The organism is Alkalihalobacillus pseudalcaliphilus (assembly GCF_028610675.1).
Lineage (GTDB): Bacteria > Bacillota > Bacilli > Bacillales > Bacillaceae_D > Alkalihalobacillus > Alkalihalobacillus pseudalcaliphilus.
The window spans coordinates 153,220-167,731 of the sequence record NZ_JAQQWS010000006.1 but is presented as its reverse complement, the minus strand read 5'-3'; the positions used below and the strand labels follow the sequence as shown (position 1 = coordinate 167,731).

Below are 14,512 nucleotides of genomic sequence, written 5' to 3'. Positions count from 1 at the left end.
CACAACACAGATATAAGAAGTAGCGAAATCTCAAACAGTACAAATAAAAGCTAGTTTGATTTGAGGCAAAAAAGGAAACATAACGAATATAGGTATTTTTTTGTTGACTTAACTTGTATAGGCAAGTTAAAATAATGTCGAATCATAAACTTGTATATACAACGAATTGATTATTTTTTAAGCGATATGAAAACGTTCACAGGGGAGGATATTTATGAGCGATCCTAAAAAAGCTTCTAAAGAGATTCTTGAAGCAATAGGCGGAAAAGAAAATATAGATTCAGCTACACATTGTGTAACGAGATTACGCTTTGTTTTACATGATGAATCAAAAGTAGATAAGAAAGCATTAGATCATGTTGACGTTGTAAAAGGGACATTTGCTACGGACGGACAATTTCAAGTAATTATAGGTCCGAAAGTAGTCGAGCAAGTCTATAAAGAGTTAGCACAAGAAGCAGATGTAGAAGAGGTTTCTAAAGATGAAGTGAAAGCAAAAGCTTCCAAAAAAATGAACCCTCTTAAACGAGCAATCAAAACATTAGCGGACATATTTATCCCTATTTTACCAGCCATTGTTACAGCAGGTCTCTTGCTTGGAGTTAACAATATATTAACGGCTAATAACATTTTTGGTGAACAATCACTTGTAGAAATGTACCCACAATGGGCTGATTTTGCTAACATTATCAATTTAATAGCTGCTACAGCCTTTGATTTCTTACCAGCGCTAATTGGTTGGTCGGCAGTAAAGAGGTTTGGTGGAAACCCACTGTTAGGGATTGTCTTAGGACTTATTCTAGTTCATCCAAATCTATTAAGTGCTTGGTCTTACGGAGAGGCTTTAGAAGCTGGAGAAGTACCTTATTGGAATTTATTCGGTTTAGAGATTGCCCAGATGGGTTATCAAGGACAAGTCCTTCCTATTTTAGTTGCAGCGTTTATATTAGCTAAAATTGAAATATGGTTGAAGAAAAAAGTACCAGAAGGTTTTCAGTTATTAATCGTTGCACCAATCGCTTTACTTGTTACTGGATTTCTATCTTTCTTATTAATTGGACCCGTTACATTTTCAATCGGTAACTTTATAACGGATATATTTGTTTGGGTATTTGACAACGTTGCCGCTTTAGGTGGTTTATTATACGGATTATCCTATGCACCACTCGTTATTACAGGAATGCATCACACATTCCTTGCAATCGATGTGCAATTAATTGGTACCATTGGCGGTACTTTCTTATGGCCAATCCTTGTTTTATCAAATATTGCCCAAGGATCAGCCGCATTAGCCATGGCATTTTTAGTCAAAGATGAAAAAATTAAAGGTTTATCATATACCTCTTCAGTATCAGCGTACCTAGGAATTACAGAGCCGGCTTTATTTGGAGTGAATTTAAGATATCGCTTTCCGTTTATAATGGCGATTATTAGTGCCGCTCTAGGTGGATTGTGGATTTCATGGAATGCAGTTATGGCCAATTCTATTGGTGTAGGTGGTCTACCAGGAATCTTTTCAATTGTAGTCGAACAATGGGGCGTTTTCTTAATTGGAATGTTAATCGCCTTTGTCCTTCCATTTGTCTTAACTTATCTATATGGAAAAACACGTAAGATCACAGATTAAAATGAAAGGTCATTAGTTGCAAAACTAGTGGCCTTTTACCAATAAACTCTCCATTAATAAAATGAAATTCAAAACTTTAAATTGGCTGGCTTTGACTGTGTACTACAAGTAACTGCAAATTGGGTTTTTACTTTTTATTTGCATGAATGTTGTAAGAGTTTTTTGAACTTAAGAATTAATAGTAACCCAGCGGAGCAAGAACTTCGGTAGCTGCGATTAACGCTCCGCAATAAAGCTTTAGATAATTTTTATAAACGAAAGGGGATCATAACAATGAATGAATGGTGGAGACGTTCGGTCGTCTATCAAATTTATCCGAAGAGTTTTAATGATACAACAGGTAGTGGTCAAGGAGATATACAAGGAATTACTGAGAAGCTAGATTACTTAAAAGAGTTAGGTGTTGATGTCATCTGGCTAACTCCTATTTATGCCTCACCCCAAAATGATAATGGCTATGATATTTCTGATTACTATTCAATAGAACCTGAATATGGCACGATGGCTGATTTTGAAGAACTTTTAGAGGAAGTTCATAATCGCGATATGAAACTGATTATGGATTTAGTTGTTAATCATACCTCGACAGAGCATCAATGGTTTCAAGAAGCAAAGAAATCAAAGGATAATCCTTACCGTGATTATTATATATGGAAAGATCCCGTCCAAAGTAAAGAACCAACAAATTGGCAATCAAAGTTTGGTGGCTCTGCCTGGAAATATGACGAAAAGACAGACCAGTATTATTTGCATTTATTCGATCAAACTCAAGCGGATTTAAATTGGGAAAATGAAAAATTACGAAAGCATGTTTATGAAATGATGCATTTTTGGTTTGACAAAGGTATTGATGGTTTCCGATTGGACGTCATAAATTTAATTTCTAAGGACCAGAGTTTCCCGAATGAAACCGATCCGAATAAAGATGGGAGAAGGTTTTATACAGATGGGCCAAGGGTTCATGAGTTTTTACAGGAGATGAATCAAGAAGTATTATCCAAATATCAAACAATGACAGTCGGTGAAATGTCGTCAACAAGTATAGAACATTGTATTAAATACTCCAATCCAAAAAGAAATGAATTAAGCATGACTTTTAATTTCCATCATTTAAAGGTCGATTATCGAAATGGTCAGAAATGGGAATTGGCACCTTTTGATTTTGCACAGCTCAAACAGATTTTATCGACGTGGCAAGTTGAAATGGCAAAAGGTGGAGGGTGGAATGCTTTATTTTGGTGTAATCACGATCAGCCTCGAGTTGTAAGCCGTTATGGTGATGATAAAAAATATCATCACCAATCAGCAAAAATGCTTGCGACGGCCATTCACCTCATGCAAGGTACACCGTATATTTATCAAGGTGAGGAAATTGGTATGACGAACCCTGGTTTTACTTCGATTCAAGATTACCGAGATGTTGAAACATTAAACGCCTATAAAGCTTTGTTAGCTGAAGGTAAAAGTGAAGAAAGGGCAATTGAAATCATCCAAGAGCGTTCACGCGATAATTCAAGAACACCGATGCAGTGGTCAGATGAAACAAACGCAGGTTTTACTTCAGGAACGCCATGGATAGGTGTATCAAAGAATTACCGTGATATAAATGTTGTACAAGCTTTGAAAGATGAAGACTCGATCTTTTATCATTATCAAAAACTAATACAAATGCGTAAAAAGTATGATATTATCACATATGGGGATTTCGAAATAGTAGACGAAGATAATGACCAGATATTTGCGTATATTCGAAAGTACGGGCAGCAGAAACTATTAGTTATTAATAACTTTTATGCTGAGAGAGTCATGTTTGAAGTGCCCAAAACTATCAGCCGTGGTCATGCTGAGCTACTATTAAACAACGATGAATTAGTACCACCTTTTGGTGAGACGCTAACGTTAGAGCCATATCAATCCGTTGTTTACTTGATTGAGGGCTAAAGATAGAAAAAGGTGAGACTATTGAAGCGTAATAAGTTCAATTTTATTTATGAACAGCTTAAAGAAGATATTAAAAATGGTAAATATCGAGAAAATGAATATTTACCTTCTGAACATGAGCTGGTCGAACAGTTTCAGGCTTCCCGTGAGACGATTAGGAAAGCATTAAAAAACTTATCAGAGTATGGGTACATTCAAAAGATTCAAGGTAAAGGTTCCTTAGTATTAAAAAATGCAAAGATTGACTTTCCAGTCACTGGATTAGTAAGTTTTAGAGAACTTGCTCATACGATTGGAGGAAGTGCGAATACTGAGGTCATCACACTTGAAGAAGCAGACATGATAGAACCGTTAAGAAATGCTCAGGTGGATGAAGATGAGAAAGTGTGGAAAGTGGTTAGGGTTAGAGAAATTGATCATGAGCGCATTATATTAGATAAGGATTTCTTAATAAAAAGTTATATTCCCGTATTGAACATGGAACAATGCAAGCAATCTATTTATAAATATGTAGAAGATGAATTAGGGTTAGTCATCAGTTTTGCCAAAAAAGAAATTACCGTTGAGGAAATCACAGAGGAAGATGCTGAGCTTTTGAACATGGGACATTATCAAAATATCGTTGTGGTAAGAAGCCTTGTTTACCTTGAGGATGCTAGTTTATTTCAATATACGGAGTCTAGACACCGTCCTGATAAATTCCGCTTTGTAGATTTTGCAAGACGCCAAAAATAGAAGAGAGCAGCTATTGAATCTGTTTTTCAGATGCATAGCTGCTCTTTCATTATTTAAGTAAGGATTATCGCATTTAATATACGTAAGTAATTAGAAAATAAAATAATTAGGCAGGAACTTTGCCATTAAGGGGAACTCATTTTTATTGAAGGGATAGTAAAAAATTGGTCTTTTAGTGGGGGGGAATGGAGAAGTAGATGAAGGATTTGCAGTTATTTTGTTACATTATATTTGTCTGTGTAACATTCTTGTAATATAAATGGAGATGAAAAGACCTATCTCTTTAATGAGGAGATGAAAAAAAGACTAGTAAATTGCCACTTTTAATTAGTGAGTACCTTATAAAATAAGGGTTTGATAGATTATTTCAAAAATATAATTGTTACAATAATAGCGTTTATTGTAACATTAGAAATATAAATGTAACACTACTAACATATCATTGTCATTTTTTGATGATATACTTCAAATCGTGAAGGAAAATTAAAAGATTTATAAGGATTTTGTCGTATTACATATAAGTAAGTCGTAAAGAGGAATCACATACATATTAATTAAAAGGTAGGGGTACATATGCGTAAGCAAAAGCATTTAATCTTGAGCACGGCTATTATCTTAGGTTTATCAGGTGTATTTGCGTCAACAACTTCAGCTAACACAGACCTAGACAGAATTCAAGCAGAACGTGACACGATTCAAAGCGAAATTGCGAAGCAAAATGAGCAATTAACGGATTTAGAAAAAGAAATCCAGCAAATAAATGAACAAATTGAACGTGTAGAGCAAGCTATTAAAGACAACGAGAAAATGATTAAAGACACAGAAGAAGCTATTGCGGTAGCTGAATCTGAAATTGCTGAGTTAGAAGAAGAGATTGCTATTTTAGAAGAGCAAATCGAAGCACGTTTTGACTTATTAAAAGACCGTGCCGTTTCTTACCATCAAAATAACTCTAATTCTAGTTTCTTAGAAGTTGTTTTTGGTTCTACAAGCTTTAGTAATTTCATTGAGCGTGTAGTAGCAATGACAAAAATCGCTGAGGCTGATAATGCCATTATCGAGCAACTAGAAGAAGACCAGGCGAAAATTGAAGAGGCACGTGCTGAAGTAGCTACTAAGCTAGGTGAATTAGAAGACAAGCAAGTAGAGCTTGAAGGTATGAAGCATCATATTATCGAGCAACAAGAGCAGAATGAAGCTTTAAAAGCTGAGGTTGAAGAAAAGGTTGAACTTGCCGAAGCAGAAAGAGATGGTTTAACTGCACAAGATAGTGAACTTGCTGCAAGAGCGGCAGATATCGAAGCACGTCAAAACCAAGTCGTTGATCGTTCTGATTCTGTCTCTTTAACATCAGCATCAAACACAACAGCTGATACATCTTCTAATACAAATAGTCAATCAGCTGTTTCAACTGGAAATGGAAACATTCAAATTGCCATGGATGCAGGTAGAAAATACATTGGTAATTCTGTTTATGTATTTGGTGGAGGACGTAGTGCTTCAGATATTGCTAACGGACGTTTTGACTGTTCAGGATTTGTGGCATGGGCAATGAGGCAAGCAGGCTATCAAGTACCAGCTTCTACAGATGGATTACGTTTTGCTGGACAACAAATTGCAGCGGGTGATAGACAGCCAGGAGATTTAGTTTTCTTTAATACTTATAAAACAGATGGACATGTTGGTATTTATTTAGGAAACAATAAATTCATTGGCTCTCAAAGCTCTACAGGTGTTGCGATTGCTGATATGTCAAGTGGTTACTGGAAAAATACATTCAGTGGGCGTGTTGTACGCGTACATTAATAGCTTATTCATAAAGGCTTACTTTCAATTAAGAGAGTAAGTCTTTTTTTGATTCTTTAATAAGTGATAACTGAGTATGTAAAAGCATTTTGTTGTTTCATGTATACCCGTGGAATGATGTTTTAAACATGAAGTTTTTATATGTTCAATAGCGAGAAAACTCGAAATGATCACCAAGAATAGGTATAATGGGTATAACTTATTGATGGGAGGAAGAGCTAAAATGGCCAATGTTTTTGATTTTACCGTACAAGCTCCAAATGGAGAAGAGGTCGCTCTAGAGCAATATAAAGGAAAGGTACTTTTGATTGTTAACACGGCAACAAAATGTGGGTTAACACCGCAGTTTAAAGGTCTTGAGCATTTGTATCAATCCTATAAAGAAAAGGGATTAGTTGTACTAGGCTTTCCATGTAACCAATTTATGAACCAGGAGCCACTATCAAATGATGAGATGGTAGAAGCTTGTCAATTAAATCATGGTGTTAGTTTCCCGTTACTTGCCAAAATAAAAGTAAATGGCTCGGAGGCAGAACCTTTATATAAACACTTAAAAAAGGAGCAAAAAGGTGTCTTAAGCTCAGAAGTTAAATGGAATTTCACCAAATTCCTAATAAATAAAAAGGGCGAAGTAGTAGAACGTTACTCACCTCAAACTGAGCCAGAAAAGCTAGAAGCAAAAATCCAAGAATTATTAAAGGGCTAAAATAAATAATCAAATGCCCACAACAAAAAAAGAAGATGTTTGATACATTACTTGATAGCTTTTGGTTAAATGAGTTTTTACATCTGCCATTAAGTTAAGGTTGATGGATGAACGTTGAAACCGAGAACTAGTAGCGGTAATTAAGGCTTCGCACATGAGGTTTAGTTAATTTTCATACAAAACCCACATGGCGAAGCCCCGTTCACTTCGCCACCAACAAACACGAAAGTGGCATTTGCCTTTAACTGGTGTCTGTTCATCCACTTTGTTTTTGTTGTTGTTATTGTTTTTATTTTAATTGATGTTAGTACCCGGCGGAGCATAATTTTCGGTACGGGAAGTAGAACTCCGCACCTAATCAGTAGTATCACTTTCATACAAAATATTAGAGTTGTAACGGACTAAAGCGACTGACAAGTTCGGCAGCTCTGAATTTGTTTAGAACTTTAATTTAAGAAAAAAGGAGGGATGACCATGTATTCCAAAAAAGGACTGTTAGAAGAAGCAGAGACTTTTTTACATAGCTGTTATCAAGAATTATCCTTTCAATCCAAAGTACTCAATGACAGATTAAGCGAAGTACAGCAACAAATACATCAAGAAGGAACATATACACATACATACGAAGAGTTAGCACATGGAGCAAAAATGGCCTGGCGAAACAGTAATAAATGTATTGGTCGGTTATTTTGGGATTCCATGCAAGTGCGTGATGCAAGAGATGCGGTATCTATCGAAACAGTATTTGCTGAAATATGGGAACATATTAAAAGCGCAACAAATAACGGGAAAATCTTGCCGACGATAACGGTTTTCCAACCGGAAACAAGTAGACATTCTATCAAAATCTTAAATCACCAACTTTTTCGATATGCAGGATATGAAACAGAACTTGGCATAATTGGAGACCCAGCCTCTATAGAATTGACAAAAGTTTGTTTAGAGTTAGGTTGGCAAGGGAAACAACAACCATTTGAATTATTGCCTATTGTTGTTCAAATAAGTGATAAGCTATATTTTAGAGAGATTCCCGAAGGTTTAGTTCTTGAAGTTCCGATTGAACACCCGACCAATCCATTATTCGAAGAGTTGCAATTGAAATGGTATGCTGTACCTATCATTTCTGATATGGTATTAGAGATAGGTGGTATTCGTTATCCATGTGCACCCTTTAATGGTTGGTATATGGGTACAGAGATTGCCGCACGAAATTTTGCTGATCCATGTCGATATGATCAATTAAGTCGTGTTGCTGAATTATTTCATTTGGATCAAAGTAGAGAAAGTCATTTGTGGCGCGATGAAGCATTAGTTGAATTAAATAAAGCTGTTCTATTTTCCTATAAAAAATTTGGAGTAAGTATTGTTGACCATCATACTGCAGCTAAACAGTTTAAACGATTTGAAGAAAGGGAAGCGAAAGCAAACCGTGAGTTAACCGGTGATTGGACTTGGCTCATTCCACCTCTATCGCCAGCGACAACTCATATCTTTCACCAACAATACAAAAATAAAATCGTCAATCCAAACTACTACCGGGAAGACGAACTTGTGTGAGCAATGACGAGCTAACTTCACGGCACAAACTATCGCCCATAAGTAACTTTCATACAAAAGATACACTAAAGGATGAAGAACATGAGTATATTACATGTAGAAGGATTAACAAAATCCTATGGAGACAAAGTACTGTTTGAAAATATATCATTTACACTTGATGAGCAACAACGAATTGGCCTTATTGGACTTAATGGCACTGGGAAATCCTCACTCTTAAAAGCTATTGCACAGCTTGAACAAGCTGACAAAGGAGAGTTTAAACACGCAAATGATTTTAAAGTCGAATATTTAGCTCAGCAGCCAGAACTTGATAGTCAACTAACGGTTCTAGAACAAATTTATTATGGGGATGCTCCTATTATGGTCACCCTTAGAAAGTATGAACAAGCCTTGATTAATTTAGAGGCACAAGAAAATGAAAAAAACTTGTCTGCTTTAATGAAACAACAGCAAAAAATGGATGAACTAGAGGCATGGGAAGCGAATACGATAGCTAAAACAGTCTTATCAAAATTAGGTATTCACAATTTTGATCAAAAGGTAAGTCAACTTTCTGGAGGTCAAAAGAAACGAGTAGCTATAGCCAAAGCCCTCATAAACCAGGTAGATTTATTGTTGCTAGATGAACCAACAAACCATTTAGATAATAATACGATAGAGTGGCTAGAAGGGTTTTTGGGTCAATACAAAGGTACTTTTATCGTCATTACACATGACCGCTATTTCTTAAATCGTGTCACGAACCAAATTTTTGAGCTCGATCATGGACGTTTGTTCCGGTATGAAGGCAATTATGAGGTCTATCTAGAAAAAAAAGCAGAGCGCGAAACATTAGAAGTACAGCATGAGGCAAAAAGACAAAATATATTAAGGTGCGAGTTAGCATGGCTACGGCGAGGAGCGAAGGCAAGAACAACGAAACAAAAAGCTAGAATAGACCGAGTACATGATTTGAAAGAGCAAGGCTTTAAAAGAGAGCAACGTGATTTTGATTTTTCTATCGGTTCTAAACGTTTAGGAAAAGATGTCATTGAACTTAAGTCAATTAGTTATGCAATTGATCAAAAGCAGCTATTATCTAACTTTGATTACTTACTAGTAAAAGGACAACGTTTAGGGATTATCGGTCCTAATGGTAGCGGGAAATCAACTTTATTAAATATAATGGCTGATAGACGTAAGATCAATTCAGGCGAAGTTATAGTTGGTGAAACCGTCGATATCGGTTATTATACACAGGAAGATGAAGAGATTAATGGAGAGCTAAAAGTCATTGAATATATTAAACAAGTAGCTGAAATTGTCTATACAAAGGATGGAACGATTATAACAGCAGAGCAAATGCTTGAACGCTTTTTGTTTCCACGTTCCATGCAATGGACGTATATTCACCGTCTATCAGGTGGGGAGAAGAGACGCCTGTATCTACTTAGAGTTTTAATGGGAGAACCGAATGTGCTCTTTTTAGATGAACCTACAAATGATTTAGATACGGAAACATTATCTGTTTTAGAAGATTATTTAGACCAATTTCCAGGTGTTGTTGTAACGGTATCCCATGATCGATATTTTTTAGACCGAGTTGTTGATCAACTTCTAGTCTTTGATGGTCATGGTCATGTTTCATCATTCTATGGAACCTATAGTGATTATTTAGAAAAAACGGATGTAGAGAAACAACAAGTTATCGAGGAAAAAAAACAAGTATCCAAAGCTATTGAGGTAGATTTGAAGAAAACGAAAAAGAAGCTTTCCTATAACGAACAAAAAGAGTGGGAAACCATTGAAGGTAAAATTGAGTCGCTAGAAACAGAGCTGCTGGAAATTGAGCAAAAAATTGCTGTGGCTGGTAGTGATTACACGGTGATTGCGGATTTATTAGAGGAGCAAAAACAAAAAAACGAACAGCTTGAAGCAGCGATGGAGCGGTGGGAGCAGTTATCAATACTTATTGAGGAAATCAATGCTAATTCTTAATAAAGGCTGTTCGTCTAACGGAAATTATGTTACAATGTAAAAAAATATAAGAACCACTAGGGGTGTCTTTTGACTGAGAGAGGCGAATGCCTTAACTCTTAGAACCTGATCTAGTTTAAACTAGCGTAGGGAAGTGGTAGACGGATTTTGTTAATTAAGTATGCCTTAATACGTTTATGACAAATGACATCTCCTTGTGGTTAATTAAAGAGGGGATGTTTTTATTTTGGATAGAAAAAGATTATATCTCATGATTGAGATTGCGATTATGGCAGGTTTGGCAACGGCCTTAAGTTTTGTAAAAATCAACGCCTTATGGGCAAATGGTGGGTCCATATCTTTTGAGATGATTCCGCTATTTTTAGTGGCATTTCGCCATGGTTGGAAGGTAGGGGTGTTAACGGGGTTAATAGCTGGTTTTACTGGTTTATTATCGGGAGCTAGTATTTTCCATCCGATTCAATTTGTATTAGATTATCCAGTTGCTTTTGCATTAATTGGTCTTGCAGGTGTATTTGTAAGGAAGAGGCAAGTTCCTAATTTATCTGTTATTGTGTTAGGAATATTACTAGGGACATTATTACGATTCATGGCACATTTCACTTCAGGTGTCGTTTATTTTGCAGAATTCACACCAGATGGCTGGAATGACTATATTTACTCAGCTGCATATAATGCTTCTTATCTTGTCCCACAAATGATTATTACACTCATTCCACTTTTAATCATCTCAAAGAATTATCCACAGTTTTTTAAAGTAAAACCAACTTTATAAAAGCAAAAGGCTCGTAAGTGATTGAATTCAACCGCTTACGAGCTTTTTTTATGCATAGACATGACATCTTGCTTAAATACTTTAAGAGAAAAATCAATGATTGTATTTATTTTTCGATAAAACCAAATGGTCGGAAGATTGCTTTTGTGCCAATATATTCCCAAATGATTGTGTTATCTGTAGAGCTGCCGTTATCATGTCTAGGACCCAAGTCGCCACTTATTCCAGCTTTTATGCATTTGTATATTTGGTTTTGATAAAAAATAATATCGTTCATCTCATAGGAATGGTTAGGGTGCCATTCTTTTTGACTAGCAATTCCTGATTTTATACAAACCCAACCGACATAACCTCCAGGCATCGGATTTGCATGATAAATGATATCAGTAATTTGAAAGCTACCTGAGAATGGTTCGACAGGACTATGTGTAACAGGATCATAGGTAATTAAAAGGCGTTCAGGATTTGGAGGGTGGAAACCTATAAGATCGTTATTAGAGAAAATAAATGCTATTAAGCTTTTTTGATGATTATAAAGGGGAAGAGCGATTGTTGGCTGAGCACTTGAATTTTTAATGGTACAATGTTTAAAAGCAACTTTCAAAACGGATGGCACTACGGTAAAGTTTGTTCGAATAAGAGATTGGAAAGTAGGGTTTTCGATGTTTATGTGAGAGTTTTTTATTTCTACGATACCGAAGCCTTTCTCTCTATTAATGTCAGTAACGAGTAGTTGATTAATGGAAACTAATTTAAAATCACATTTATTCACAAAGATATTCGGATGCTCATTTTCGGAATTAATATTACCAATATTTAATCCACTATTTATGAAGGAACTGTTAGATACAGTAACTATCCGTTGTTTTTGGTTATAGATATGGTTTTTTATTTGACATTCCTCAAAGGTTGCGTGGTTAAAAGCGACTTTTTCTACTAAACTTCTACTTTGACGTGTTGAACTATTAATGATTATATTTTTGTAGTAACACCTATAATGCTCATAAGATTGAAAAATTATTTCTCTTTGTTCACCCTTCATTTCAAAACTACATTCTTCTATTTTGTTAACAATTAATTGACTAATACCTTGATAAAAGCTTGAATAACTAATATGATTCCCTCGAAAAACGGAGCGATTAGAATCTTTTAGAATGATATTATCGGGTTCAATAAAGGAATTCCCAGTTACAAAGACATCATAATGATTTCCTACTAATTGAGTTGTACCACCTTGGAAATAATTATTTCTTATATACACGTGTGAATTTTCAAAGTTGGCATCCATTAAGCCAACCGTATTTTTGCAGTTATATATATAGTTGTTGGAGATTCCTGCATAAGCAGTCGTATAAATATTAATAGCGATAGAGTTGACATTATAAATATGATTGTGCTCGATTTGGATCGAATAACAGCCAATTAATATCCCGTGGTTTGTATTATAGATAAGGTTATTTCGAATCACACAATGATCGCCATAAAAGTCTTCTTGGTTAATGCCATACCTAGTTGAGTCAAAAAATAGAGGCTTCCCATCGTAAAAATTGAATCCATTATCTCGTATTATATTGTGCTGAATGACATTATAATTGCCACCTAACGTAATTCCACCTCTATGTCCATTATAAACTTCATTATGCTCGACCATATTATAGCAAGGGATTAAGCCCCAACCTATTGTTATATTCATATTTTTTGCTGGGTTTGTTTCATTGAGGAATTCTAATCTTATTTTTTGAGCACCTATTGGAATCGTAATAGGCGTATACACTTTTCTTTTAAATAACGAGCGAATATAGTCCTCTTTTTCTGAATAAAAGTGAATGTTCACGACTTTAGTGTTAATTGAAGTGTGTCTCACATAACCGAAACCACTAATGATAAAAGAGTTAAATTGGCCGTTATCAATCGTAATAAACCGTGATGTTAAGTTTTGAGTGGAATGAAAAAGGTTTCCTTTGTTATCAACCGCATGTTGGGTCAAATTCATGTTAAACTCCGTTAATGTCCTGGCAGCATCACTTCTAATAGATATATTGTCGCCCATATAATCACGAATCGTACAATGCTTAACAGAGCAATGATTACTTCCGCGTTTTAGAATTACCCCATAGGATTGCTCTTGTCTTCTTTCATTATCAGATAAAAAGCTACGGTCGGCCTTGCAGCCAATGATTGTACCACCTAACAGATGTGAGTTCGTTACATGATCAAATGTAAAACTATTACCTATAAAATTATAGAAGTCATTTCCTGACCTTTGATCAAATGGAGAACGTTGATCAGAGTCATAAATCACTTTAAATGTCGACCGATTCAAATGAAAAGTCATGTGACTATGAAGTTCAATCGTTCTAGGGTAACAAATCGCGTAGCTTCCTTTAGGCATGGCAACATGGGTGTAACCTTTTAAGGAAGCTTCTACTAAAGCAGCATTAATTCCCTGAATGTTAGTATCTGCCATTTCAAAATCGGCTTGAGTATATGGTTTATTTGGTATTCCTTCTGTAATTCCCCAAGTTACTAAATCGATTACATAAGAGTTAGAGACAGGCATGATATCAGTCTTATCGATTTTAGAACTTAGAACATCTTCTAAATGAGTAATATCCTGAATGGCGTGGTGGTGTATTTTTTCCGATTTATTATTTAAAGAATCTTTAAATTCTCCGATCAAAAGTTCTAAGTCATTGATATCAACTTTTGCAGCTAATAAATGTTCTAGCAGTTCATCTTTAACATAGGGTTCCAATGCTTGTGGGTCAATTTTCGTGTGAATCATATCTACTAATTCTGAGTCATCGTAAATGGATATCTCTATGCCATTAACATTTAAATGACCATTTAAAGAAGAGGGGGATATGTGATCACCTTTGTTGCTTATAAGAATGTTACCCGAATCGCTTCCAATGAACAGTTCGGTAGTGTCAATACAAAATCCAAATTCCCCCACGTCTAATATCGGTAAATCTTGTCTTAGGCCTCTTTTTATTAATATTTTTTTGTTCACTTGAAAACTCCTCCATCAATTATTAAAGATGGAGTAAAACCGTTAGAGCGTAATGAAGGATGGATGACGATAGTGATATACCCATCTCTAGGAAAATTCTCGATTGTATTATTAATATGGTGAATCTCGAATTCTCCTAAAAATAAACCTACTTCATCGGTCTGACCTTGTTTAAAAGTATAAGATAGTGTTTCAGTTTCAATTAATGTAGCGATTTCATCGATAATGATTCTTTTAGCGTATTGATCTGTCATTATAAAATGTATTTTAGAAAAGGTAAGGTCTATATCTAATTGTTGTGAAGCTTGAAAAAGCAAAGGTGTGCGTAAATCACCTTGTTTTAAATGGAAGAGCATGGCTTTTGAACTCCTT

General features: G+C 35.4%; 10 protein-coding genes and 1 riboswitch. Of the genes, 8 read left to right on the top strand and 2 right to left on the bottom strand.

Annotation, left to right across the window (positions count from 1 at the left end):
- Positions 1-214: 214 nt before the first annotated feature.
- The 8 genes from treP (at position 215) to thiT (ending at position 11,127) form a co-directional block, all read left to right on the top strand.
- The gene (gene treP / locus PQ479_RS14070) at positions 215-1,627 is read left to right on the top strand and encodes a PTS system trehalose-specific EIIBC component (RefSeq protein WP_047989771.1); all 1,413 of its coding nucleotides are present in this window, start codon (positions 215-217) and stop codon (positions 1,625-1,627) included.
- A gap of 273 nt (positions 1,628-1,900) precedes the next feature.
- Positions 1,901-3,568, top strand: a complete 1,668-nt coding sequence (treC, locus tag PQ479_RS14065; protein WP_047989770.1) for an alpha,alpha-phosphotrehalase — start codon at positions 1,901-1,903, stop codon at positions 3,566-3,568.
- 21 nt (positions 3,569-3,589) lie between these two features.
- A complete protein-coding gene (gene treR, locus PQ479_RS14060; RefSeq protein WP_047989769.1) occupies positions 3,590-4,303 on the top strand; it encodes a trehalose operon repressor in 714 nt (237 codons plus the stop codon).
- A gap of 573 nt (positions 4,304-4,876) precedes the next feature.
- Positions 4,877-6,109 (top strand): C40 family peptidase, encoded by a 1,233-nt coding sequence (locus PQ479_RS14055; RefSeq protein ID WP_047989768.1) that lies wholly within the window; start codon positions 4,877-4,879, stop codon positions 6,107-6,109.
- Between the two features lie 223 nt (positions 6,110-6,332).
- Positions 6,333-6,815, top strand: coding sequence for a glutathione peroxidase (locus PQ479_RS14050; RefSeq protein ID WP_047989767.1), 483 nt, complete (start codon positions 6,333-6,335; stop codon positions 6,813-6,815).
- Between the two features lie 474 nt (positions 6,816-7,289).
- Complete coding sequence (locus tag PQ479_RS14045; RefSeq protein WP_053070458.1) at positions 7,290-8,372, top strand: nitric oxide synthase oxygenase; 1,083 nt, start codon at positions 7,290-7,292, stop codon at positions 8,370-8,372.
- Between the two features lie 81 nt (positions 8,373-8,453).
- Positions 8,454-10,352, top strand: coding sequence for an ABC-F family ATP-binding cassette domain-containing protein (locus tag PQ479_RS14040; RefSeq protein ID WP_047989765.1), 1,899 nt, complete (start codon positions 8,454-8,456; stop codon positions 10,350-10,352).
- A gap of 48 nt (positions 10,353-10,400) precedes the next feature.
- Positions 10,401-10,501: riboswitch (TPP riboswitch) on the top strand.
- Between the two features lie 77 nt (positions 10,502-10,578).
- Positions 10,579-11,127 (top strand): energy-coupled thiamine transporter ThiT, encoded by a 549-nt coding sequence (gene thiT / locus PQ479_RS14035; RefSeq protein ID WP_047989764.1) that lies wholly within the window; start codon positions 10,579-10,581, stop codon positions 11,125-11,127.
- 106 nt (positions 11,128-11,233) lie between these two features.
- On the opposite strand, the gene PQ479_RS14030 is transcribed toward thiT, so the two are convergent.
- Positions 11,234-14,140 carry a hypothetical protein gene (locus PQ479_RS14030; RefSeq protein WP_053070457.1) on the bottom strand — a complete coding sequence of 969 codons (2,907 nt, stop codon included), beginning with the start codon at positions 14,138-14,140 and terminating at the stop codon, positions 11,234-11,236.
- A complete protein-coding gene (locus PQ479_RS14025; protein ID WP_047989763.1) occupies positions 14,137-14,496 on the bottom strand; it encodes a hypothetical protein in 360 nt (119 codons plus the stop codon). Before PQ479_RS14025 ends, PQ479_RS14030 begins: the two co-directional genes overlap by 4 nt.
- Between the last annotated feature and the right edge of the window lie 16 nt (positions 14,497-14,512).

What these genes read in the sequence shown, in the direction of transcription:
- treC (WP_047989770.1), top strand. Translation starts at nt 1,901, where the DNA reads ATGAATGAATGGTGGAGACGTTCGGTCGTCTATCAAATTTATCCGAAG.
- treP (WP_047989771.1), top strand. Translation starts at nt 215, where the DNA reads ATGAGCGATCCTAAAAAAGCTTCTAAAGAGATTCTTGAAGCAATAGGC.
- PQ479_RS14045 (WP_053070458.1), top strand. Translation starts at nt 7,290, where the DNA reads ATGTATTCCAAAAAAGGACTGTTAGAAGAAGCAGAGACTTTTTTACAT.
- PQ479_RS14025 (WP_047989763.1), bottom strand. Translation starts at nt 14,496, where the DNA reads ATGCTCTTCCATTTAAAACAAGGTGATTTACGCACACCTTTGCTTTTT.
- PQ479_RS14040 (WP_047989765.1), top strand. Translation starts at nt 8,454, where the DNA reads ATGAGTATATTACATGTAGAAGGATTAACAAAATCCTATGGAGACAAA.
- PQ479_RS14055 (WP_047989768.1), top strand. Translation starts at nt 4,877, where the DNA reads ATGCGTAAGCAAAAGCATTTAATCTTGAGCACGGCTATTATCTTAGGT.
- PQ479_RS14050 (WP_047989767.1), top strand. Translation starts at nt 6,333, where the DNA reads ATGGCCAATGTTTTTGATTTTACCGTACAAGCTCCAAATGGAGAAGAG.